Here is a 21631-nt window from a genome sequence, read left to right on the forward strand (position 1 = left end):
TTTCGCGGGGCCGTTTCTGCTGCTTCAGCCGCTTCGGCTACTTCAGTACGAGCGAGGTCCACGACTTGACCCACTGGTCCCGGTCGGCGGCGATCTTCGTGGGCGCCATGGTCTCGGGGTCCGGGGCCTGGCGGCCGTACTTCTCGAACTCCTGCGGTACCTGGGCGCCCTGGATCACCGGGTAGACGAACATGTTGAGAGGCATGTCCTGCTGGAACTCCTTGGTGAGCAGGAAGTCGAGGAACGCCTTGCCGCCCTTGGTGTTCTTCGCGTTGCTGAGCAGCCCCGCGTACTCGGTCTGCCGGAAGCAGGTGCCGTACGACACCCCGGTGGGCGCGGTGGTCGGCTTCGGGTCGGCGTAGATGACCTCGGCGGGCGGCGAGGAGGCGTACGAGACGACGAGGGGCCGGTCACCGCCCGCCTTCTTGCCACCGGCGGACCCGGAGAACTCCTGGTCGTAGGCCTGCTCCCAGCCGTCGACGACCTTGACGCCATTGGTCTGGAGCTTCTTCCAGTACGCCTGCCAGCCGTCGTCCCCGTACTGCGCCGCGCTGCCGAGCAGGAAGCCGAGGCCGGGCGAGGAGGTGGCCGCGTTCTCGGTGACGAGGAGGTTCTTGTACTCCGGCTTGACCAGGTCGGCGAAGGACGTCGGCGGGGTCAGCTTGTGCTTGCTGAAGTAGGCCTTGTCGTAGTTGACGCAGATGTCGCCGGTGTCGATGGGCGTGACCCGGTGCTTGGTCTGGTCGACGCGGTACTCGGGCTTGACGAGCGCGGAGCCCTTCGCGTCGTAGGACTGGAAGAGGCCGTTGTCGAGCGCGCGGGAGAGCAGGGTGTTGTCGACGCCGAAGAAGACGTCGCCCTGGGGGTTGTCCTTGGTGAGGATCGCCTTGTTGACGGCCTGGCCGGCGTCGCCGTCCTTGAGGACCTTGACGGTGTAGCCGGACTGCTTCTCGAAGTCCTTGAGGACGCTCTTCGAGACGGCCCACGAGTCGTGGCTGACGAGGGTGACGGTCTTGGAGCCGGCGCCGCTGCCGCTGTCGGACGAGCCGCACGCGGAGAGCGAGAGCAGCCCGAGGCCGACGGCTGCGGCGATGAATGCCTTGGTGTGCACGGTTGTTTTCCTCCTGGGGTGTCCAGGAAGAGACGCGGCCCTGCCCACGGGACGCGGGCAGGGCGCAACAGCAAGAGTGATGACCGAACTTCCTACCCAGAATGACCTGGGCGAGGTTCAGAGGGTCTGCGGACCATCCCGCACTCTCAGCGCTGTGGCGCTCCCCTGTCGGAATATGAAGATGTACCTACGCCGGTCAGCCTACCGCTCGGTCGCGGCGAGCTGGCCGCACGCTCCGTCGATCTCCTGGCCGCGGGTGTCCCGGACGGTGACCGGCACCCCGTGGGCCGCGATGGCCTCGACGAACGCCTTCTCGTCCTCGGGGCGGGAGGCGGTCCACTTCGAACCCGGCGTCGGGTTCAGCGGGATGAGGTTGACGTGCACCGGCTTGCCCTTGAGGAGGCGGCCGAGGCGGTCACCGCGCCACGCCTGGTCGTTGATGTCGCGGATCAGCGCGTACTCGATGGACAGGCGGCGGCCTGACTTCGCCGCGTACTCCCAGCCCGCGTCGAGGACCTCGCGGACCTTCCAGCGGGTGTTCACGGGGACCAGGGTGTCGCGCAGCTCGTCGTCCGGCGCGTGCAGCGAGATCGCGAGGCGGCACTTGAAGCCCTCGTCCGCGAAGCGGTGGATCGCCGGGACGAGTCCAACCGTCGAGACGGTGATCCCGCGCTGCGAGAGACCGAGGCCGTCCGGCTCGGGGTCGGTGAGGGCGCGGATGGACTGGACGACCCGCTTGTAGTTGGCGAGGGGCTCGCCCATGCCCATGAAGACGATGTTCGAGAGCCGCGCGGGCCCGCCGGGGATCTCGCCGTCGCGCAGCGCCCGCATGCCGTCCACGATCTGGTGCACGATCTCGCCGGTCGACAGATTGCGGTCCAGGCCGGCCTGACCGGTCGCGCAGAACGGGCAGTTCATGCCGCACCCCGCCTGCGAGCTGATGCACATGGTGACCCGGTCCGGGTACCGCATCAGCACGGACTCGACGAGCGTCCCGTCGAACAGCCGCCACAGCGTCTTGCGCGTGGTGTCCTGGTCGGTCGACAGATGCCGCACGACGGTCATCAGCTCAGGGAGCAACGCCTCCTGCAGCTTCGCGCGCGAGCCGGCGGGGATGTCGGTCCACTCCGCCGGGTCGTGCGCGAGCCGCGCGAAGTAGTGCTGCGAGAGCTGCTTGGCGCGAAACGGCTTCTCCCCGACCGCGGCGACGACTTCCTTGCGCTCGGCGGGCGTGAGGTCGGCGAGGTGCCGCGGCGGCTTCTGGGCTCCGCGGGGGGCGACGAATGTGAGTTCTCCGGGCTTAGGCATGGCCCTACCAGTGTCGCAGACATACGAAGAGGGACTCGCCGCCCTGTGGACAACGAGCCCCTCTCGTACAAAACAGCAGGTCGAGCCGTGTTTCAGCCGGAGCCCACGAACAGCACCAGCAGCAGCCACACCACCGGAGCGGTCGGCAGCAGCGAGTCCAGCCGGTCCATGATGCCGCCGTGCCCCGGCAGGAGCGTGCCCATGTCCTTGATGCCGAGGTCGCGCTTGATCATGGACTCGCCGAGGTCGCCCAGCGTGGCGCTGGCCGCGACCGCGAGGCCCAGGATCAGGCCCTGCCACCAGCGGCCGTCGTCGATCAGGAACTGCATGCACAGCGCGCCCGCCACCATCGCGAAGGACACCGCCCCGAACAGGCCCTCGCGGGTCTTTCCGGGGCTGATGCGCGGGGCGAGCTTGTGCGTGCCGAAGCGCCAGCCGACGGCGTAGGCGCCCGTGTCGCTGACCACGGTCAGCAGCAGGAACGTCAGGACGCGCCAGGCGCCGTCGTCGGCGGTGAGCATCAGGGCGACGAACGTGGCCAGGAACGGCACGTAGAACGCCGCGAAGACGCCCGCCGTGACGTCCTTGAGGTAGCCCTCGGGCGGTTCCGTCATCCGCCAGACGAGGACCGCGAGCGCGGTGAGCGCCATGGCGACCCAGGCGCCCTCGGGACCCCGCACGTAGCCGGCGACGACCATCGCCGCGCCGCCGACCGCGAGGGGCACGAGGGGTGCCTTGATGCCCTTGCGCTCCTGCAGCCGCGAGGTCAGTTCCCAGAGGCCCACGACGACGGCGACCGCTATGACGCCGACGAACACGGCCTTGACGACGAACAGGGACGCGATGATCACCGCGCCGAGTCCGACCCCGACCCCTATGGCCGCACCCAGGTCCCGGCCCGCGCTCTTCTTCTGCGGGGCGGGCGCCGGTGGCGGGACGTCGGGCATGGGCTCCGGATTCTGCGGCACCGCCCCGTAGGGCTGCGCCTGCGGCGTGTCAGAGGGCTGCGTCCGCGGGTCGTACGGCTGCGGCTGCCGTACGTCGTACGGCGGCTGCTGCGTCTCGTCGCGGAACAAGGGGCCGCTCAGCCGAGCGGCCCCCCGGTCGTCATCCTGGTGTCCGCCGTATGCGGGCTCGTCGGGCACGATGGGCATGGGGCGAGTCTGCTGCGCCTCAGGCGCATCGTACGTGGGACCCGCCGGGGCAGCCCCCTGGACAGGCCCTTGGTCGGACGGCCCCCAGTACCCGGCTTGTGGCGGCGCCCCCCAGGAAGAGTCGTTCATCAGACCTCGAGCAGCTCCGCTTCCTTGTGCTTGAGGAGTTCGTCCACCTGGGCGACGTACTTCGCCGTGGTGTCGTCGAGCTCCTTCTCCGCACGACGGACCTCGTCCTCGCCGGACTCCTTGTCCTTGACGAGCTTGTCCAGCGCGTCCTTGGCCTTGCGGCGGACGGCGCGGATGGACACCTTGGAGTCCTCGGCCTTGGCGCGGGCCACCTTGATGTAGTCCTTGCGGCGCTCCTCGGTCAGCTCGGGGAACGTCACCCGGATGATGTTGCCGTCGTTGCTGGGATTGACACCCAGGTCCGAGTCGCGGATCGCCTGCTCGATGTTCCGCAGCGCGGACTTGTCGAACGGGGTCACCACGGCCATCCGCGGCTCCGGTACGGAGAACGAGGCCAGCTGGTTGATCGGCGTCAGCGCGCCGTAGTAGTCGGCCACGATCTTGTTGAACATCGCCGGGTGCGCACGACCGGTGCGGATCGCGGCGAAGTCCTCCTTGGCGACCACGACGGCCTTCTCCATCTTCTCCTCGGCCTCGAGGAGGGTCTCTTCGATCACCACTTGCTCCTGCGTGTCTTGAGTAGGCCCGGCTGCTGTGCTGTGTCGGCGTCGGCGGCCGGCTGCGTCGCGTCTTCTTCCTGCACGGTTCCCGACCGGCAGGACATTGTCCATCCCCCGGTCAGGGTCATCAGCCCTGGCTGCCTTGGTCACCCACAAGCGTGCCGATCTTCTCACCCTTGACGGCGCGGGCGATATTGCCCTCCGCCAGAAGCTCGAAGACCAGGATCGGAAGCTTGTTGTCGCGGCACAGCGTGATGGCGGTCATGTCCGCGACCTTGAGGTCCTGGGTGATGACCTCGCCGTAGCTGAGCGAGTCGAACTTGACGGCTTCGGAGTTCGTCTTCGGGTCGGAGTCGTAGACCCCGTCCACGCCGTTCTTGCCCATCAGCAGCGCCTCGGCGTCGATCTCCAGGGCGCGCTGGGCGGCGGTGGTGTCGGTGGAGAAGTAGGGCATGCCCATACCGGCGCCGAAGATGACCACGCGGCCCTTCTCCAGGTGGCGCACGGCGCGCAGCGGGATGTACGGCTCGGCGACCTGGCCCATGGTGATGGCGGTCTGGACGCGGCTGTCGATGCCCTCCTTCTCCAGGAAGTCCTGGAGGGCGAGGCAGTTCATCACGGTGCCGAGCATGCCCATGTAGTCGGAGCGGGCCCGGTCCATGCCGCGCTGCTGGAGCTCGGCGCCGCGGAAGAAGTTGCCGCCGCCGATGACGACGGCGACCTCCGCGCCGTCCCGCACGACGGCCGCGATCTCGCGGGCGATCTTGTGCACCACGTCGGGGTCCACACCAAGGCCCCCGCCGCCGGAGAAGGCTTCTCCGGAGAGCTTCAACATGAACCGGCCGCGTACCTTGCCGTCGTCGGTCTTCTGGGGCTTGGTGGTCATGGCGTTCTCCTCATGGTGCACATACGAAGAAGGCCACTGCCGGTGGGGTGTCTGTCGCATCCCATGCTCGGCAATGGCCTCCTCGTCAGATCTGCTGTCGTCCGCCACGCGCGCGTGCGCGACGGCGTACCGGGCCGACTGGTGACGACCCTAGCGGGATTCCGCCGGGCGCCGCGCGTCGATCGCGGTACGGACTCAGATGCCGACCTTGATGCGCGTGAAGCGCTTCAGGGTGACACCCGCCTCGTCCAGAACCTTCTGGACGGACTTCTTGGGGTCGAGCGCGTACGGCTGACCGAGCAGCGTCGCGTCCTTGAAGAAGCCGTTGACGCGACCCTCGACGATCTTGGCGATCGCGGCCTCGGGCTTGCCCTCGGCGCGGGTGGTCTCCTCGGCGATACGGCGCTCGGACTCGACGACCTCGGCCGGCACGTCCTCCTTCGCCAGGTACTTCGGCGCGAAGGCGGCGATGTGCTGGGCGACGCCGCGGGCGACCTCAGCGTTCTCCTTGTCCAGCTCCACGAGGACACCGATCTGCGGGGGCAGGTCGGGCATCGTGCGGTGCATGTACGCCGTCACGTAGCCGTCGGCGTACTGGGCGAAGCGGTCCAGGACGATCTTCTCGCCCAGGTTCGCGTTGGCCTCGTCGACGAACGCCTGGACCGTCTTGCCGGGCTCGATGTCGGACGCGAGGAGCGCCGCGATGTCGGCCGGAGCGGTGGCGGCGACGTGCTGGGCGATCTGGTTGGCGACGGCCTGGAACTTCTCGCCCTTGGCGACGAAGTCCGTCTCGCACTTCAGCTCGACCAGGACACCGGAGGTGTTGTCCTCGGCGATGACGGAGACCACGGCGCCGTTCTCGGCGGAGCGGCCCTCGCGCTTGGCGACGCCCTTCTGGCCCTTGATACGGAGCGCCTCGACGGCCTTCTCGACGTTGCCGTCGGCCTCGTCCAGCGCCTTCTTGCAGTCCATCATGCCGGCGCCGGTGAGCTCACGGAGCTTCTTGACGTCGGCGGCGGTGTAGTTCGCCATGATCTGTGAATCTCTTCTCGGAGTTCGAAGTCTCGAAGTCGGCGGCGGCCGCGGGTGACGCGGGCTTCCGCCAAGGATCTACGGGCTACGAAGATCTAGGGGCTGTGGATGAACGGCGGGTGGCGCGGTCCGCACCACCCGCCGTCCTCCTGTCAGCCCTTTGGCCCGGAAGGGTCAGGCCTGCTCGGCCTCGGCGGCCGGAGCGGCCTCCGCGGCGGGGGCCTCGACCTCGGCGGGGGCCTCGGCGGCGGGGGCCTCGTCGGCCTGCTCGGCGTCGGCGACCTTCTCGGTCTCGGCGGAGGTCTGGACCTCGGCGTCGGCGGCCGGAGCCTCGTCAGCCTTCTTCTCGCCCTCGAGCAGGTCGCGCTCCCACGCGGCGAGCGGCTCGCCGGCGGCCTTGTCACCCTTGGCCTCGGCGGCGACACCGGAGCGGCTGATGAGGCCCTCGGCGACGGCGTCGGCGATCACGCGGGTGAGCAGGGTGACGGAGCGGATCGCGTCGTCGTTGCCCGGGATCTTGTAGTCGACCTCGTCGGGGTCGCAGTTCGTGTCGAGGATGGCGACGACCGGGATGTTGAGCTTCCGGGCCTCACCGACCGCGATGTGCTCCTTCTTGGTGTCCACGATCCAGACGGCGCTGGGAACCTTGGACATCTCGCGGATACCACCGAGGGTCTTCTCCAGCTTGGCCTTCTCGCGCGAGAGCACGAGAAGCTCCTTCTTGGTGAGACCGGACGCGGCGACGTCCTCGAAGTCGATCTGCTCGAGCTCCTTGAGGCGCTGCAGACGCTTGTAGACGGTGGAGAAGTTGGTGAGCATGCCGCCCAGCCAGCGCTGGTTGACGTAGGGCATGCCGACGCGGGTGGCCTGCTCGGCGATGGCCTCCTGCGCCTGCTTCTTCGTGCCGACGAACATGACCGTGCCGCCGTGGGCGACGGTCTCCTTGACGAACTCGTAGGCGCGGTCGATGTACGACAGCGACTGGAGCAGGTCGATGATGTAGATGCCGTTGCGCTCGGTGAAGATGAAGCGCTTCATCTTCGGGTTCCAGCGACGGGTCTGGTGACCGAAGTGGACGCCGCTTTCCAGCAGCTCCCGCATCGTGACGACGGCCATGGCCGTTCTCCTTGATTTTCTCGGTTGTGCCGCGAGCACCGGACGGCACTCGCGCCTGACGCCCACGTGCGCTTGCCCAGAGGACCGAGGAGCGCTGACATCGGTTTCGTCTTACGACGGAGGACCGGTTGCCGGGGCGTGCGAAGTCGACCCGGTCACCCGGATCGCCAAAGGAAGTGTACGGGACCCGCGAGGCACCGGGTGACGCCGTTGTCCACAACCCCGCACCGGCCCACAGGTCCCGGCCATGATCGCCTCGGATACGGCACGGTTTGCCTCATGCGGATGCGACGACATGACCGAACTGCCCGTACTGTCCAGGCCCTTCTGCCGGCCCTCCTCCTGACCCTCCTGACCCTCCTGGCCTGCACGACCCGAGCCAGCGGCGCCCCTCCCCCGACCCCCGGGGCCCCCACCCCCTCCGTACCGGCGCTCGCACGCACCTGGCCGGTCGGCTCACACCCCTTGGTCCTACGAGGCTGGGAGCCCCCGGCGACTGTCTACGCCCGGGGCCACCGGGGCGTGGACCTGGCGACCCCGGCCGGCGCCCAGGTACGAGCGGTGGCGGCGGGCCGGGTGTCCTTCGCAGGCCGGGTGGCAGGCAGAGGCGTGGTGTCGGTGGAGCTCGCGGGCACGGATCTCCGCACGACCTACGAGCCGGTGACCGCGACGGTGAAGAAGGGAGAGAAGGTGGAGCCGGGCGCTGTGGTCGGCACGGTGGAGATCACCGGCTCGCACTGCCCGACTGCATGCGTGCACTGGGGCCTGTTGAGAGGGAAGACGTACTTGGACCCACTGGCGCTACTGCCCCCATGGCTACTGAACAGAGGCCCGTCACGCCTGCTGCCGGTCCTCGCAACGCCCGCCCTTTAGGGGCGCGGGGAACTGCGCGCCCAGTCCCCACCGGCCGCACAGACGAACCTCAACCCAGAACCCCTCGCAAAGCCATACTCACCGCAGCCTCGGTGATCACCGAAGGATCCTCTGCGGCGCCCAGCTCAATCCGCCGCACAGCCGCATCGACAACCCCCTGCAGCAGCATCGCCGCCAGCCGAGGCTCCCCGTGCCCCATCTCCCCCAGCGCGGAGACGATCATCGCGACAAGCCCCCCGTGCGCGGCCCGGATCTTCTCCCGAGCCCCCGCATCCAGCTCGCTCGCGGAGATGGCGACGACAGCCCGGTGCCGCCGATCCCCGACCAACGCCAGCTGCTGCCGCACATACGCCTCGACCTTGCCCTCCGCCGAGGACGCCCCTTCCATCGCCGCCGACACATCCGCCGCCCACACGGGAAAGTCGACCTCGCACAGCTCCTCGACGACCGCGGCCCGGGAGCGGAAGTACTCGTACACGGACGATCGCGCGAGCCCCGTCCGCTCGGCCAGGGCCGGGAACGTCAGCGCCTCCGTCCCACCCTCGGACAGCAGGGAACGAGCCGCGTCCAGCAGGGCGGCTCGCTGCATCGACCGGTGCTCGGCCACGGAGGCCGCTCGAATCCTTGGCACGTCAACCACTCTACGGACGGCGCACCCCCGGCGGGAGTGACCCAGCCCATGCAGGCACGATTCTGCGAGGTCACCCGGGCCGTACTACTTCCGCTCAGCGGCCAAAACTCGCCAGCTTGGCGCGGAGCTGCAGCACGGACTTGGTGTGGATCTGGCTGACCCGGCTCTCGGTCACGCCGAGCACGTTGCCGATCTCGGCGAGGGTGAGACCCTCGTAGTAGTAGAGCGTGACGACGGTCTTCTCCCGCTCGGGCAGCGTGTTGATCGCCCGCGCCAGGAACCGCCGCAGCTCCCGGCCCTCGGCCACCTCCACCGGGTTGTCGGCGGCGGTGTCCTCCAGGGTGTCCATCAGGCTGAGCCGGTCGCCGCCCTCGCCGCCCGCGTGCAGCAGCTCCTCCAGGGCGACCACGTTGGCCAGCGACAACTGACTGAAGACGGCGTGGAGGTCCTCGACCGCGATGCCCATCTCGGCGGCCACCTCGCCCTCGCTGGGGGTGCGCCTGAGCCGCGCCTCCAGCGTGGCGTACGCCCGCTCCACGTTCCGCGCCTTCTGCCGCACCGAGCGCGGGATCCAGTCCAGGGCGCGCAGTTCGTCGATCATCGCGCCCCGGATGCGGGTGATCGCATACGTCTCGAACTTGATCTCCCGCTCGATGTCGAACTTCTCGATCGCGTCGATCAGTCCGAACACCCCCGACGACACGAAGTCCGCCTGTTCCACATTGGGCGGCAGCCCGACGCTCACCCGTCCCGCGACGTACTTGACGAGCGGCGAGTAGTGCAGGATCAGCTGCTCGCGCAGCCGCTCGTCGCCCGTCGTCTTGTACGACCGCCACAGCTCCTCGAGCGTCGAGGGAGCGGGCGGCCGGACGCTGCCACCGTCACGGGCGGCTGGGGGGATCGCCGCCCGGTCGGACCCGGAGGTGTGCTGGGGCATTCGTCGCCTTGTGCCGTTCTGCCGTGAAGTGGGGGTGCCTGGGTGAGGTGTCGGAGTGGTGCCGTGATTGCCGTTCTGCGCCGGAATCCCCGTGAGCGTAGCGTGACTGGAGTGTTGCGGTGTGCGAAGGCCAGGGCATGGACCGGGCGCGGACGCATTCGACGGGGTACCGGAACGGGTCGCCCTGATTGCTCTGCGTGATCATCAGAATGCGCCAACTGCGGGAATTCCCAAGGGTGTCGGGGTTCCCCCGGACGGCCGAACACGCTCGGTCAGCGGCGTCCGCCGGTGTCCCGGACCGAGATCATCGCCTGGCGTGTCAACTTCCAGCCGTCGCCGTGTCGTTCGACGTAACCAAGTGCTCGGAGTTCGTACAGTCTCGCGATCGCGTCGTCCTGTGTGGTCTGTGCTCCACGCGCGATCTCCCCCGGTTCCGCCGCCCTGTTGCCGGGCAGTGCGGCGAGGATGCGCCGGGCGGCCGGCTCCAACAGGTCGCGCGGGAGCACCGGTCCGCGGCGGTCGGGAGCCAGTTCGCCCATGCCGCCGACCAGTTCGACGACTTCGGCCGCGTCGGTGACCAGTACGGCTTCTCCGCGCAGGAGTTCATGTACTCCGGCCGACAGCGCGCTCGTGGCCGGGCCGGGCACTCCTATCGTGTGGCGGCCCAACCTCTGTGCGGCCCGGGCCGTGACGAGTGACCCGCTTCGGTACGCGGCCTCGACCACCACGGTGCCTCGTGTGAGCGCCGCGATCACCCTGTTCCGGAGGATGAACCTGCTCGGCGTCGGGTGCTCGCCGGGCGGCAACTCCCCGATCACCAGCCCCTGTTCGGCGATCCTGCCGATCAACTGGGCGTGCCCGCGCGGGTAGGGGCGGTCGACGCCGCAGGCGAGCACGGCGGCGGTGGCCCCGCCCGCGCCGAGGGCGCCACGGTGGGCGGCGCCGTCCACTCCGTAGGCGCCGCCGGACACGACCACCCAGCCGCGCTCGGCGAGGCCTGCGGCGAGGGTGGCCGCCATGTGCGCGCCGTACTCGGTGCAGGCGCGGGCGCCGACGACGGCGACCGATTCAAGCGCCCACGCACGGAGGTTGGGCTCCCCGCGCACCCACAGTCCGATGGGCCGCGCGTCCCCGAGGTCGTCGAGCTGGCCGGGCCATTCGGCGCCACCGGGACACACGAACCGGACACCGGCGTCCTCCGCAACAGCCAGGTCCCGCCCCGGCTCGACCAGCCGGGCCCGCGCACACAACCCACCCCACCGCTTGTCGGTCACCCCGGTGAGCTGCGGCCCGCCACGCCTGAGCCGCCGGGCCACTTCCACGGCCCCCAACTCCCGAATCCACCGCCCGGCGACCTCATCCCCGGGTTCGACGACCCGAGCGAGAAAGACACGGGCGTGGAACTCACCGCCGACGTCGTCGTGCGCGGTCACGCGCCTGTCCTCTCCAGCAAGCACGAGAAAGCCGACGTGGGACTCCCCGTTCGCAGTGGCGAGCCCGTCCCCTCCAACATGCTCGGGGAAGCCGGCGCCGGTCTCACCGTCCGCGGTGACGTGCCGGTCCGCTCCAGCACTGTCGAGGAACCCGCCCCCCGACCCACCACCCCCGGTCACGTCAACGCCCCGATAGCCATCGGCACGCCCCGCGGTACGCCCGTCCGGAGTTGGAGGGCCAGGGCGACATCCGTCGCGCCGGGGCGGTCGTGGCCGACCAGGTCGGCTACCGTCCAGGCGACGCGCAGCACCCGGTCGAGTCCGCGCGCGGTGAGCGCGCCGCGCTCCAGGCTGCGCTCGGCTTCGTCCATCGCGCCGCGCTCGGCGTGCCAGCGGCTGCGCAGTTCGCGGCCGGGCACCTCGCTGTTGGTGCGCCAGGGTGTGTCCGCGAACCGGGCGGCCGCCCGCTCCCTGGCCGCCCGCACCCGGTCCGCGACCGTCGCCGTGGACTCGCCCCGCGCACCGCGCCCGGTGAGCTGGTCCCGGGTGACCCGGTCCACCTCCACCCGCAGGTCCACCCGGTCGAGCAGTGGCCCGGAGAGCCTGGCCTGGTACCGGCGGATCGACATCGGCGCGCACTCGCACAGGTCGTCGGTCTGCGAGAAACGGCCGCACGGGCAGGGGTTGGCAGCCAGCACCATCAGGAACCTCGCAGGGAACCGGACGACGCCCGCGCTGCGCGCGATCACCACATGCCCGGCCTCCAGCGGCTGCCGTAGCGCGTCAAGGGCCTGGCCACTGAATTCGGGGGTTTCGTCCAGAAAAAGCACCCCTCGGTGAGACAGGGACACCGCTCCGGGCCGTGCGATTCCCTGGCCGCCCCCGACGAGGGCCTGCATCGTGGCCGAGTGGTGCGGGGCGCAGTAGGGGGCGACGTCGATCAGCGGTTTGCCCGGGGGTAGCAGACCGGCCACCGAGTGGACCGCCGTGACCTCAAGCGACTCCTGCCGGCCGAGCCGGGGCAGGACGGCCGGCAGCCGCTCCGCGAGCATCGTCTTGCCGGCACCCGGCGGGCCTTCGAGGAACAGATGGTGACCGCCGGCCGCCGACACCTCCACCGCCGTCCGCGCCGAGAACTGCCCGACGACATCGGCGAGATCGTGCCCCGGATCGTGCTGGGACGCGCCCACGCTGTGCATCCCCGTGGCAGCACCCGTGCCGGGCAGGCGCAGCCCGGCGAGCAGCGGGTCGGGGCGGCCCAGCTCGTCCGGCTCCTCGTCGGGCACCGGCTCGTCCGCGAGCACGGCGATCAGCTGGCGCAGGGTGCGCACGCCCAGGACGGACACCCCGGGCACGAGGGACGCCTCGGCCGCGGCGCATTCCGGGACGACGACCTGCTCGTAGCCGGAGTCGGCGGCGGCCAGCACCGCCGGCAGGATGCCCCGGACCGGCCGCACCCGTCCGTCCAGCCCCAGCTCCCCGATCATCACGATGTCGGCGAGCACCCGGGGATCGATCCGTTCCGCCGCTCCCAGGACCGCCGCGGCCACCGCCAGGTCGAAGCCGCTGCCGCTCTTCGGGACCGACGCCGGGCTGAGTCCCACCGTCAGTTTCTTCTGCGGCCAGGCGCAGCCCGAGTTGACGACCGCGGCCCGCACCCGGTCCTTGCTCTCCGTCAGGCTCTTGTCGGGCAGTCCCACCAGCGTGAACGCGGCGACGCCCGGTTCGAGGTCGGCCTGCACCTCGACGACCACGCCCTCGACGCCCACCAGCGCCACCGAACACGTACGAGCGAACCCCATCTCAGACCACCCCCCGGGCGTGCTCGACGACAGCCCTGCCGCGCCGGGGCACGACGACGCCCACCAGGTCGATACGGACCCCTCCCGGCGGGGCTCCGCCGTGCGCGTGGATCCATCGCTCGGCGAGGCCTCGTAGACGCTCCGCCTTCTCGGGTGTGACGGCGGCCATCGGATGCTCGAAGGCGCCCGTCCGCCGGGTCTTGACCTCGCAGACCACCAGGACGTCGCCGTCCCGCGCCACGATGTCGATCTCTCCGGTCCTGCCACAGCGCCAGTTGCGCTCCAGGACCGTCATGCCGGCCGCGGTCAGCCGTCGTGCGGCGACCGCCTCGCCGAACCTGCCGAGTGCACTGCGTGCGTTCATGTCGGCACCACCTCCGGCACCCACCGTCACGCGAAACGGCCCACCAAGTGGATCTTGGTGGACCGTTCAGTGCTTGTGGACAACTCCGTCACCCGCACGAGCGACAGTCGCTCGGCGGGTCACCGCCGTCAGCCGCCCGGCAGCTCCAGATCGCTCTTGTTCAGCTCCTCAATGTTCACGTCCTTGAACGTGAGCACGCGGACCTGTTTCACGAAGCGAGCCGGTCGATACATGTCCCACACCCAGGCGTCCGCCATGGACACCTCGAAGAACACCTCACCCTGGACCGAGTGCACCTGCATCTCGTAGTCGTTGGTGAGGTAGAAGCGCCGTTCGGTCTCGATCACGTATTTGAACAGACCGACGACATCGCGGTACTCCCGGTAGAGCTTCAGCTCCATCTCGGTCTCGTACTTTTCGAGGTCCTCGGCGCTCATGGCATGTTCCCCTTCACCCGTGCGATCCCACCATTGTGCGCCAGTCCCGCCAGCCCCTAGACGATTTCGGTGTCCAGGGTCACGGGCCCGGCCGGGGGACCTTCGTCGAGCAGCCTGCGGAGCAGCTCGGCGAGTCTGGTCGGATACACCGTCTCATGCGCCAGGTCCAGTTCCCGGCACGTCCACCAACGTGCTCCGGAGACGCTGCGCCGCTCCAGCTCGGTGAGGGCGGTGGCGCCGGGCACTCCGTCGGCCGTGGCGGCCGTCCTGGCCAGGTAGTACCACTCGTCCTGGTCCCAGCGGCGGCCCGCGAACGGGAAGGAACACGTCCGCGTCCACAGCACCGGGCCGAGTTCGACCTGGGTGATGCCGGTCTCCTCCGCGAGTTCCCGCAGCGCGGCCTCCTCGTGGGTCTCGTCGCCCTCCAGGCCGCCGCCCGGCGTGAACCACCAGTCGTCGGCCGGGTCGTCCGGCTCATGCCCGTGGAGCAGCAGGATGCGGTCCTGCGGGTCGAGCAGGATCACCCGGGCGACCCTGCGCAGTCCGCCGGTGTACGAGTCGTCGTAGGAGCCCTCCTCGGTTGCCTCAGCGGGCACCGGCGGGCTCCGTCCGGGTGCGGGCGCGGCGGCCGGCCGCGAGCTTGGCGATCGGGCCGTAGGCGCCGCCGCCGAGGACGAGGACCGCGCCCGCGACGATGACCGCGAGGATCGCGCCCAGCGGGCCGGGGCGGGAGAGGCCGCCGAGGGTCTCGAAGCCGGTGGGGCGTTCCAGCATGCCCTTCATGGGCCATACGACGGCGTCCACGCGGGCGCTCACGGCGCTGCTCGCGACGGTGCCGCTGGCGACGTCCGTGAGGTGGGCGCTGGAGTCCAGGGAGCCCTGTCGTTCGTCGCCGAGGAGGAACAGGCGGCCCTTGGGGACCTTCACCGCGGGGATGGTCTTGTCCTCGACCGCGCCGCCCTTGAGGTACCCCTCGTTGATCTGCTTGCCGTTGACGACCAGCTTGCCGTTCGTGCAGCAGGAGACGGTGTCCCCGCCGACGGCGACCACGCGCTTGACGACGGGGGCGTTCGTCACCCAGGTCTTGTCGGTGAAGACGACGACGTCGCCCCGGCGCACCTCGCCGCCGTCGATCCGCTGGGCGAGCACCCGGTCGCCCATGGCGATGGTCGGTGTCATCGAGCTGGTGGGCACCGTGTACGGCCGGTAGACGACCGCTCCCCAGCCGAATCCGCCGAGGAACAGCACAAGGCCCAGCGCGACGGCCAGTCCGGACAGTCGCTGTCCGGTCCGGCTGCCCACCGGGCCCTTGCCAGTGCCACCGCCGGTACGCGGGGCCGTACGTGTTGCGCTCTCGCCACCCATGGGTCCGCACCCTACCCGGCGGTACCGAGGGTGGTCAGCCCTTCCTCCGGGACCATGGTCAGAAGCTCTACAAGCCCTTTACTCGTCCTTGCCCGAGCGCTTGCGGCGCCACAGGACCAGCGGCAGCACGCCGATGAGGGCGAGGCCCTCCGGGGCGGCCGTCAGCAGGCGGGAGGCGGAGGCCTGGGTATTGATGCCCGTCTGGTCGAAGGTGTCCGGGATCGGCAGCGTGCCCCAGCGGTTGATGGGCCAGGCCTTGACGATCGCGCGGCCGACGACCTCGTTCACCGGGACCATGCCGTGATGCTTGTCGGACTGGTTGTAGCGCGAGTCGCGCGAGTTCTGCCGGTGGTCGCCCATCACCCAGATGTCGCCCTTGGGGACCTTGACGGTGAACTGGCCGCCCTGGTCGTCGTTGGTGCACGGGGTGTTGCCGGGGTACACGTACGGCTCGTTCAGCGCCTTGCCGTTGACCATCAGCGGGCCCGTGCCGCTGCAGGAGACGGTGTCGCCGCCGACGCCGATGACCCGCTTGATGAGGTCCTTCTCCTGGGCGGAGGGCATCAGGCCGATCCAACTGAGCACCGTCTGCAGGGCGTTGGGGTTCGCCGCGGGCTCGCCCGCCAGCCAGTCGTCCGGGTCGTGGAAGACGACGACCTCGCCGCGCTCGGGCTTGGAGCCGAACCACGGGGTGAGCTTGTCGACCAGGACACGGTCGCCCTGCTGGAGGGTGTTCTGCATCGAGTCCGAGGGGATGGAGAACGCCTGCACCAGGAACGTCTTGATCAGCAGCGCGAGGACGAGCGCGATGACGACCAGGATCGGCAGCTCCTTCCAGAAGGAGCGCGGCTTCCTCGGCTGGGGGGTCTGGTCGCCCGGCCCCTGGTCCTCGGTGCGGGTCGCGTCGCCCGGCGCCGTATCGTCCACGTCCGCTCCGGAGTCACTCCCGGAGGTCACGGCGCTGTCCGCGGCCGGGGCGGGTGCTTCCACGGGACGTCCGTGGTGCTCCTCGCCGTCGTGTCCGGACCGTGCGCCAACCGCCACATCCCCCACGCCAACTCCTTACTCTGTGCCGCCGCCTGCCCCATCCTCGGCGCAGGCCCACCACTCCCATAACGAGCGGGAGTTCCGCAGGGCTCGGGAGTTGGACCGATCCGTTCGGATCGACCGGGGCAACCCTATGCGACAGTTCGGGACCGGCGGTCGTCCCCGACACGGAGTTGGAAACCGATGCGAAGGTTTTAGGTTCGTTCAGACTGGTCCAGTGCCCCATGGGCCAGGCGATCACCTTGGCCCGCCCGACCACCAGGCTGAGCGGGACCGTCCCTCCGTAACTGGTGTTCTGGTGGGCCCGGGAGTCCGCCGAGTTGCCCCGGTGGTCGCCCATCACCCACAGCCGGCCCTTGGGGACGGTGATGTCGAACGGTGTTTCGGACGGTGCGTTCCCGGGATACAGGTAGTCGCCCTCCGTCAGCGGTACGCCGTTGACGGTCACCCGGCCTTGCGTGTCACAGCACTTGACGTGGTCACCGCCGACGCCGATGACCCGCTTGATGAGGTCCTTCTCGTTGTCCGACGGCAGCAGACCGATGAACTGAAGGCCTTCCTTGACCTGCTTGACCACGATGGGGTCGTTCTTCTTGGTGGTCTGCTCGTCCGCGAGCCAGCCGCCCGGGTCGTGGAAGACGACGACGTCACCGCGCTTGGGCTCGGAGCCGAACCACGGGGTGAACTTGTCGACCAGGACACGGTCCCCGATGCGGATCGTCTGCTCCATGGAGCCCGACGGGATCACGAACGCCTGGAGGAGGAAGGTCTTCAGGACGAGGGCTATGAGGACGGCGACGCCGACCAGGAGAGGTATCTCCCGGACCGCGGACCGCCGTCGGCGCCGCTTGACCTTGCGCTGGAGCTTGCGCCGCTCGGCCCGGCTGCGCCCGCCTCCCCCGGAGGGGGCGACTACGCCCGCGCGCCGGGAGCCGGTCGGCAGCAGGTTTTCGTTCCCGAAGGAGCCGCCCGGTGTCGCGCCGCGCGGTTTGCCGCGGTTACCCATGGGCGCCGTCCGCGGCGGGTACGCGCGCGTAGGCGTCGGGTCGGACGAGGTGGGTCCAGTGGCCGGCGGGCCAGACGATCCAATCGGCTCGTCCGATGACGTCACCAACAGGAATCATGCCTCCGCCCGGGTCGCCCAGGTGGTCCCGGGAGTCACGTGAGTCGCTGCGATGGTCGCCGAGCACGAAGAGGGTGCCGTCGGGCACCACGACATCGAACGCCACGCTGGACGGGGCGTCACCGGGGTACAGGAACGCCGTCTCGTCGACCGACCGCCCGTTCACCTGGAGCCTCCCCTCCTCGTCGCAGCAGACCACGTGGTCTCCCCCCACACCCACAACGCGCTTGATGTAGTCGGCGTCCCCGAAATAGCCGGTGCCATCGAACACGACGATGTCGCCGCGCCGCGGATGAGCACCGAAACGGTACGCCAACTTATTTACGAGAACGCGGTCGCCGATCCTCAATCCGGACTCCATAGATCCGCTGGGAATCTGGAACGGCTGCAGCAGGAAGGTGTTGAGCAGCAGCACGAACACCAGGCAGACCAGGACGGTCAGGGTGATCCGGCCGCCGGGGAGCCAGTCGGCGGCGCGTGACACCAACGCGAAACGCGACCGTCCCTCCGGTCCTGCCGGGTCCGAGGTGTCCTCGGAGTCGGAAGGGCGGGAGGAGCGGTCGCGCTCCGTAGGCTGTGCTTCGGTGTCCATCGGAGCCAGATGTTATCCGGCCCTGATGAGAACCCCGTCGCGACCTCAGTTGTCGCGCTTCTCCTTGATCTTCGCGGCCTTGCCGCGCAGGTCACGGAGGTAGTACAGCTTCGCGCGACGGACGTCACCACGGGTCACGAGCTCGATCTTCTCGACGATCGGGGTGTGCACCGGGAAGGTGCGCTCGACGCCGACGGAGAACGAGACCTTGCGGACCGTGAAGGTCTCGCGGACACCGGCGCCCTGGCGACGGATGACTACGCCCTTGAACTGCTGCACACGGGAGCGGTTGCCCTCGATGACGCGGACGTGGACGTTGACGGTGTCACCCGGGCGGAAGGCCGGGACGTCGGTGCGCAGCGAGGCGCCGTCGACGATGTCGAGCAGGTGGGACATTTCGTCTGCTTTCTTCATCGATGCCACAGGTCACCGACGGGAGATAGGTGTGGAGAAGGATGCTGTCCGGGTCGGGGCGGGCGTCATGTCCCCCTGTGGCAGGGGCGCACGCCGGACGACGCACAACAGCGACCTATTCTTCCATGCCGTCCGGCCTGCGCCAAAATCGGCCGTAGGGCTCGCCTTCGGGGTCCGGTGACCAGCCGAGGATCGAGAGCATCTCGCGGTCCTTCTTGTCGAAGGTCTTCGGCTCGCAGCGCTCGATCAGGTCCGGACGGTGGGCGGCCGTGCGCTTCAGCGCCTCGTCGCGCCGCCAGCGGGCGATCCTGCCGTGGTGGCCGCTGAGCAGCACGTCCGGGATTCCCTGGCCGCGCCACTGGGGCGGCTTGGTGTAGATCGGCCCCTCCAGGAGGTTGGCCATGGCGCCGGGCGCGAAGGAGTCGTCGCGGTGGGACTCGGCGTTGCCCAGGACACCGGGCAGCAGCCGGGCCACGGCCTCCGTGACCACCAGGACGGCCGCCTCGCCGCCGGCGAGCACGTAGTCGCCGATGGACACCTCGTAGACGGGCATCCGGGTCGCGTACTCGTCGATCACGCGCCGGTCGATGCCTTCGTAGCGGGCGGGCGTGAAGACCAGCCAGGGCCGCTCGGAGAGCTCGACGGCGAGTTCCTGGGTGAAGGGGCGTCCGCTGGGCGTGGGCACGACGAGCGCGGGCGTACCGGAGCCCGTCTCGTAGCCGTCGGCCAGGACGGTGTCCAGGGCCTCGCCCCAGGGTTCGGTCTTCATGACCATGCCGGGGCCGCCGCCGTAGGGGGTGTCGTCGACCGTGTTGTGGCGGTCGTACGTCCAGGAGCGCAGATCATGCACGTGCACATTCAGCTGTCCACGCGCGCGTGCCTTGCCGACGAGGGAGACGTTCAGCGGGTCGAGGTACTCGGGGAAGATCGTGACGACGTCGAGCCGCATCACGCCTCCTCCTCCCGGGAGGACACGACCTCGGCCCGGTCGTCGATCAGCCCGGGCGGCGGGTCGATGACCGCGCGCTGCTCCTCCAGGTCGATCTCGATGACGATCGACTCCACGAAGGGGATCATCACCTCGCTGCCGTCGGGACGCTCGACGATGAAGAGGTCCTGGGAGGGCAGGTGCGAGATCTCGGTGATCCGGCCGACCTCCTCGCCGTCCTTGGTGACGACGTCGAGGTCCATCAGCTGGTGGTCGTAGTACTCGTCCTCCTCCTCGGGCAGCTCCTCCGGGTCGACCTCGGCGATCAGGAGGGTGTTGCGCAGGGCTTCGGCGCCGGTGCGGTCGGCGACGCCCACGAAGCGGAGGATGAGGCGACCGCTGTGGACGCGGCCCGTCTCGATGGTGAGCGGTCCCGTCGGGGCGGGGTCCGTGAACAGGACGGCGCCGGGCGCGAGCCTCAGCTCGGGCTCGTCGGTGCGTACCTCGACGGTGACCTCGCCCTTGATGCCATGGGCACGGCCGATCCGTGCGACTACCAGTTGCACGTGTCCACATCTCCTGTTTCATACAGATCGGGCCGGGGACGGCCAGTGGCCCTCCCCGGCCCTCGGGACCGGTCCGACGGATGCTGTCGCAGACGCGGGGCCTGGCGCGCCCACCTGCGGCGATGTCGTCGGTCGTCGACGCTTCGCGTCGACTCCCTACTCCGCCTTGCAGCTGGACGCACCAGGCCCCGCTCGCGTGTGCTGTGAAGCAGACGCTGATTCCTGCGACCTGACCCGCCGAACCGGCCCCGCCGGTGTGCGATAAGCGTCAGCGGACGTGGTCGACGTCGACAAGGTCGACGCGGACACCCCGGCCGCCGATGGCGCCCACGACGGTGCGCAGAGCGCGAGCGGTGCGGCCGTTGCGACCGATCACCTTGCCGAGGTCGTCGGGGTGCACCCGGACCTCCAGCACGCGCCCACGACGCAGGTCGCGGGAGGCGACCTGCACATCGTCAGGGTTGTCGACGATGCCCTTCACGAGGTGCTCGAGAGCCTCCTCGAGCATGCTCAGGCCTCGGTCGACTCGGACTCGGCCGGAGCCTCGTCCTTCTTCTCAGCCTTCTTCTTCTGGGTGATCGCCTCACCCTTGCCCGCGTCGTCGCCACCAAGGGCGTCGAACACGGGGCGAGCGGCCTTCGGCTCGGCCACGAGCAGCGGAGCCGGGGCCGGCAGGCCCTTGAACTTCTGCCAGTCGCCGGTGAGCTTCAGGATGGCGAGGACGGGCTCGGTCGGCTGGGCGCCGACACTCAGCCAGTACTGCGCGCGGTCCGTGTCGACCTCGATGCGCGAGGGGTTCTGCACCGGGTGGTACAGACCGATCTCCTCGATGGCCCGGCCGTCACGGCGGGTACGGGAGTCGGCGACGACGATGCGGTAGTGAGGCGAACGGATCTTGCCCAGACGCTTCAGCTTGATCTTGACTGCCACGGGAGTGGGTTCTCCTGGTTTTGACGTGGTTGGGCACGGCGAGATGGCCGCGTGGGGTTGCGGTACCCGAGTGCCCGATGGACGCGTCAGCCGGAGGCGAGAGGGTTCCTGTGCGGCTGTCGAGTACAGCTAGCCATTGTGCCACACCCTGGCGGTCCGCCCGACCGGGGAGCAGGCCCCCACCTGCTCCCGCCCGTGCGGAAGCGACACCCGGCGCCGGGAGGTGACCGGCGCGGGTGTGCGCAACCCGGCCTGCGGGATGCGGCTGCCACGAGCAGCCGCGTCCTCAGGCCGCCACGGCCTCCGGAATGCGGAAGGGCTTGCCGCAGCCCCCGCACACGATCGGCGCCTGGGCCAGCACCGACGGGACGACCCGCACGTTACGACCGCAGTCGCACACCGCTTTGACGCGGACGCCGCCACCGGACGAGCCGTGACGGGCGGCCGGGCCGCGGAACGTGCGGGAGGTGTCGGCCGAGGTGGCGACGGTGTGGGCCTTGAGCGCGCGCTGGAGGCGCTCGATCGTCGGCCGGTACCGCCGCTTGGCCTCGGGGTTGAGCTGGACCAGCGAGAAACCGCTGCTGGGATGCGGTTCGTCGGGGTGGTCCAGGCCCAGTTCCTCGGCGATCGCGAGGAATCTGCGGTTGTGGTAGCGGCCGGCGCGGGACGTGTCACGCACGCCGCGCGAAGCGGCGATGCCATGGACTGCCTCATGCAGCAGTCGCTCGAAGGAGAGCTCGTGTCCGCAGGCGGACGACGACTCTCCGATCAGGGACTCGGGCGCGGCCAGATCGGGCAGTTCGGGGTGGTACCGCTGAATGTCGGCCCACGCCTCTGCCAGCTCTGCGGCGAGAACAGGTGGTGTCTGTGTCGTGCTCACGTAATGACAACGA

25 protein-coding genes are annotated in these 21631 nt (G+C 69.7%); 1 reads left to right on the forward strand and 24 read right to left on the reverse strand.

Annotation, left to right across the window (positions count from 1 at the left end):
* Positions 1-37: 37 nt before the first annotated feature.
* From OHT77_RS13035 to rpsB, 7 genes are all read right to left on the reverse strand, one after another.
* Positions 38-1111 (reverse strand): thiamine ABC transporter substrate-binding protein, encoded by a 1074-nt coding sequence (locus OHT77_RS13035; protein WP_328828496.1) that lies wholly within the window; start codon positions 1109-1111, stop codon positions 38-40.
* Between the two features lie 201 nt (positions 1112-1312).
* Positions 1313-2419 (reverse strand): 23S rRNA (adenine(2503)-C(2))-methyltransferase RlmN, encoded by a 1107-nt coding sequence (gene rlmN, locus OHT77_RS13040; RefSeq protein WP_328828498.1) that lies wholly within the window; start codon positions 2417-2419, stop codon positions 1313-1315.
* 92 nt (positions 2420-2511) lie between these two features.
* The gene (locus OHT77_RS13045) at positions 2512-3702 is read right to left on the reverse strand and encodes a phosphatidate cytidylyltransferase (protein WP_328828499.1); all 1191 of its coding nucleotides are present in this window, start codon (positions 3700-3702) and stop codon (positions 2512-2514) included.
* The gene (gene frr, locus OHT77_RS13050) at positions 3702-4259 is read right to left on the reverse strand and encodes a ribosome recycling factor (RefSeq protein WP_266772968.1); all 558 of its coding nucleotides are present in this window, start codon (positions 4257-4259) and stop codon (positions 3702-3704) included. The genes OHT77_RS13045 and frr overlap by 1 nt, the downstream gene beginning before the upstream one ends.
* 130 nt (positions 4260-4389) lie before the next feature.
* Positions 4390-5148, reverse strand: coding sequence for a UMP kinase (pyrH, locus tag OHT77_RS13055; RefSeq protein WP_266772967.1), 759 nt, complete (start codon positions 5146-5148; stop codon positions 4390-4392).
* A 195-nt stretch (positions 5149-5343) separates the two neighbouring features.
* On the reverse strand, positions 5344-6180 hold the full coding sequence (gene tsf, locus OHT77_RS13060) for a translation elongation factor Ts (protein WP_328828500.1): 837 nt from the start codon (positions 6178-6180) through the stop codon (positions 5344-5346).
* A gap of 174 nt (positions 6181-6354) precedes the next feature.
* On the reverse strand, positions 6355-7296 hold the full coding sequence (gene rpsB, locus OHT77_RS13065) for a 30S ribosomal protein S2 (RefSeq protein WP_328828501.1): 942 nt from the start codon (positions 7294-7296) through the stop codon (positions 6355-6357).
* A 279-nt stretch (positions 7297-7575) separates the two neighbouring features.
* Here rpsB and OHT77_RS13070 point away from each other — a divergent pair, with 279 nt between their 5' ends.
* Complete coding sequence (locus OHT77_RS13070) at positions 7576-8169, forward strand: peptidoglycan DD-metalloendopeptidase family protein (RefSeq protein WP_443048002.1); 594 nt, start codon at positions 7576-7578, stop codon at positions 8167-8169.
* 49 nt (positions 8170-8218) lie between these two features.
* On the opposite strand, the gene OHT77_RS13075 is transcribed toward OHT77_RS13070, so the two are convergent.
* The 17 genes from OHT77_RS13075 to OHT77_RS13155 all read right to left on the reverse strand — a co-directional run bounded on the left by OHT77_RS13075 (position 8219) and on the right by OHT77_RS13155 (position 21618).
* Positions 8219-8776 (reverse strand): TetR/AcrR family transcriptional regulator, encoded by a 558-nt coding sequence (locus tag OHT77_RS13075; protein ID WP_328834228.1) that lies wholly within the window; start codon positions 8774-8776, stop codon positions 8219-8221.
* Between the two features lie 118 nt (positions 8777-8894).
* The gene (whiG, locus tag OHT77_RS13080) at positions 8895-9737 is read right to left on the reverse strand and encodes an RNA polymerase sigma factor WhiG (protein WP_328828505.1); all 843 of its coding nucleotides are present in this window, start codon (positions 9735-9737) and stop codon (positions 8895-8897) included.
* Positions 9738-10009: 272 nt separating this feature from the next.
* Positions 10010-11170: a DNA-processing protein DprA gene (gene dprA, locus OHT77_RS13085; protein WP_328828506.1), complete on the reverse strand. Its 1161-nt coding sequence runs from the start codon at positions 11168-11170 to the stop codon at positions 10010-10012.
* Between the two features lie 176 nt (positions 11171-11346).
* Positions 11347-12972 carry a YifB family Mg chelatase-like AAA ATPase gene (locus OHT77_RS13090; RefSeq protein WP_328828507.1) on the reverse strand — a complete coding sequence of 542 codons (1626 nt, stop codon included), beginning with the start codon at positions 12970-12972 and terminating at the stop codon, positions 11347-11349.
* 1 nt (position 12973) lies between these two features.
* The gene (locus OHT77_RS13095; protein ID WP_328828508.1) at positions 12974-13336 is read right to left on the reverse strand and encodes a YraN family protein; all 363 of its coding nucleotides are present in this window, start codon (positions 13334-13336) and stop codon (positions 12974-12976) included.
* Between the two features lie 128 nt (positions 13337-13464).
* Positions 13465-13773: a DUF2469 domain-containing protein gene (locus OHT77_RS13100; RefSeq protein ID WP_003965949.1), complete on the reverse strand. Its 309-nt coding sequence runs from the start codon at positions 13771-13773 to the stop codon at positions 13465-13467.
* Positions 13774-13829: 56 nt separating this feature from the next.
* Entirely contained in the window at positions 13830-14369 is a 540-nt protein-coding gene (locus tag OHT77_RS13105) for an NUDIX hydrolase (protein ID WP_328828509.1), read from the reverse strand.
* A complete protein-coding gene (gene lepB, locus OHT77_RS13110) occupies positions 14359-15138 on the reverse strand; it encodes a signal peptidase I (protein ID WP_328828510.1) in 780 nt (259 codons plus the stop codon). The genes OHT77_RS13105 and lepB (OHT77_RS13110) overlap by 11 nt, the downstream gene beginning before the upstream one ends.
* 78 nt (positions 15139-15216) lie before the next feature.
* Positions 15217-16191: a signal peptidase I gene (gene lepB, locus OHT77_RS13115; RefSeq protein ID WP_328828511.1), complete on the reverse strand. Its 975-nt coding sequence runs from the start codon at positions 16189-16191 to the stop codon at positions 15217-15219.
* Positions 16079-17191, reverse strand: coding sequence for a signal peptidase I (lepB, locus tag OHT77_RS13120; protein ID WP_328828512.1), 1113 nt, complete (start codon positions 17189-17191; stop codon positions 16079-16081). Before lepB (OHT77_RS13120) ends, lepB (OHT77_RS13115) begins: the two co-directional genes overlap by 113 nt.
* Positions 17184-17900, reverse strand: coding sequence for a signal peptidase I (lepB, locus tag OHT77_RS13125; RefSeq protein ID WP_328828513.1), 717 nt, complete (start codon positions 17898-17900; stop codon positions 17184-17186). The genes lepB (OHT77_RS13120) and lepB (OHT77_RS13125) overlap by 8 nt, the downstream gene beginning before the upstream one ends.
* Positions 17901-17945: 45 nt before the next feature.
* Positions 17946-18296 (reverse strand): 50S ribosomal protein L19, encoded by a 351-nt coding sequence (gene rplS / locus OHT77_RS13130; protein ID WP_033282651.1) that lies wholly within the window; start codon positions 18294-18296, stop codon positions 17946-17948.
* Between the two features lie 133 nt (positions 18297-18429).
* Positions 18430-19263: a tRNA (guanosine(37)-N1)-methyltransferase TrmD gene (trmD, locus tag OHT77_RS13135; RefSeq protein ID WP_328828514.1), complete on the reverse strand. Its 834-nt coding sequence runs from the start codon at positions 19261-19263 to the stop codon at positions 18430-18432.
* Positions 19263-19808, reverse strand: a complete 546-nt coding sequence (gene rimM, locus OHT77_RS13140) for a ribosome maturation factor RimM (protein ID WP_328828517.1) — start codon at positions 19806-19808, stop codon at positions 19263-19265. The genes trmD and rimM overlap by 1 nt, the downstream gene beginning before the upstream one ends.
* 268 nt (positions 19809-20076) lie before the next feature.
* Positions 20077-20316, reverse strand: a complete 240-nt coding sequence (locus OHT77_RS13145; protein ID WP_005479813.1) for an RNA-binding protein — start codon at positions 20314-20316, stop codon at positions 20077-20079.
* A 2-nt stretch (positions 20317-20318) separates the two neighbouring features.
* Entirely contained in the window at positions 20319-20738 is a 420-nt protein-coding gene (gene rpsP / locus OHT77_RS13150; RefSeq protein ID WP_328828518.1) for a 30S ribosomal protein S16, read from the reverse strand.
* A 286-nt stretch (positions 20739-21024) separates the two neighbouring features.
* Positions 21025-21618 carry a hypothetical protein gene (locus OHT77_RS13155; RefSeq protein ID WP_033282654.1) on the reverse strand — a complete coding sequence of 198 codons (594 nt, stop codon included), beginning with the start codon at positions 21616-21618 and terminating at the stop codon, positions 21025-21027.
* Positions 21619-21631 lie beyond the last annotated feature (13 nt).

This window comes from Streptomyces sp. NBC_00252 (assembly GCF_036187565.1).
Taxonomy (GTDB): Bacteria; Actinomycetota; Actinomycetes; order Streptomycetales; family Streptomycetaceae; genus Streptomyces.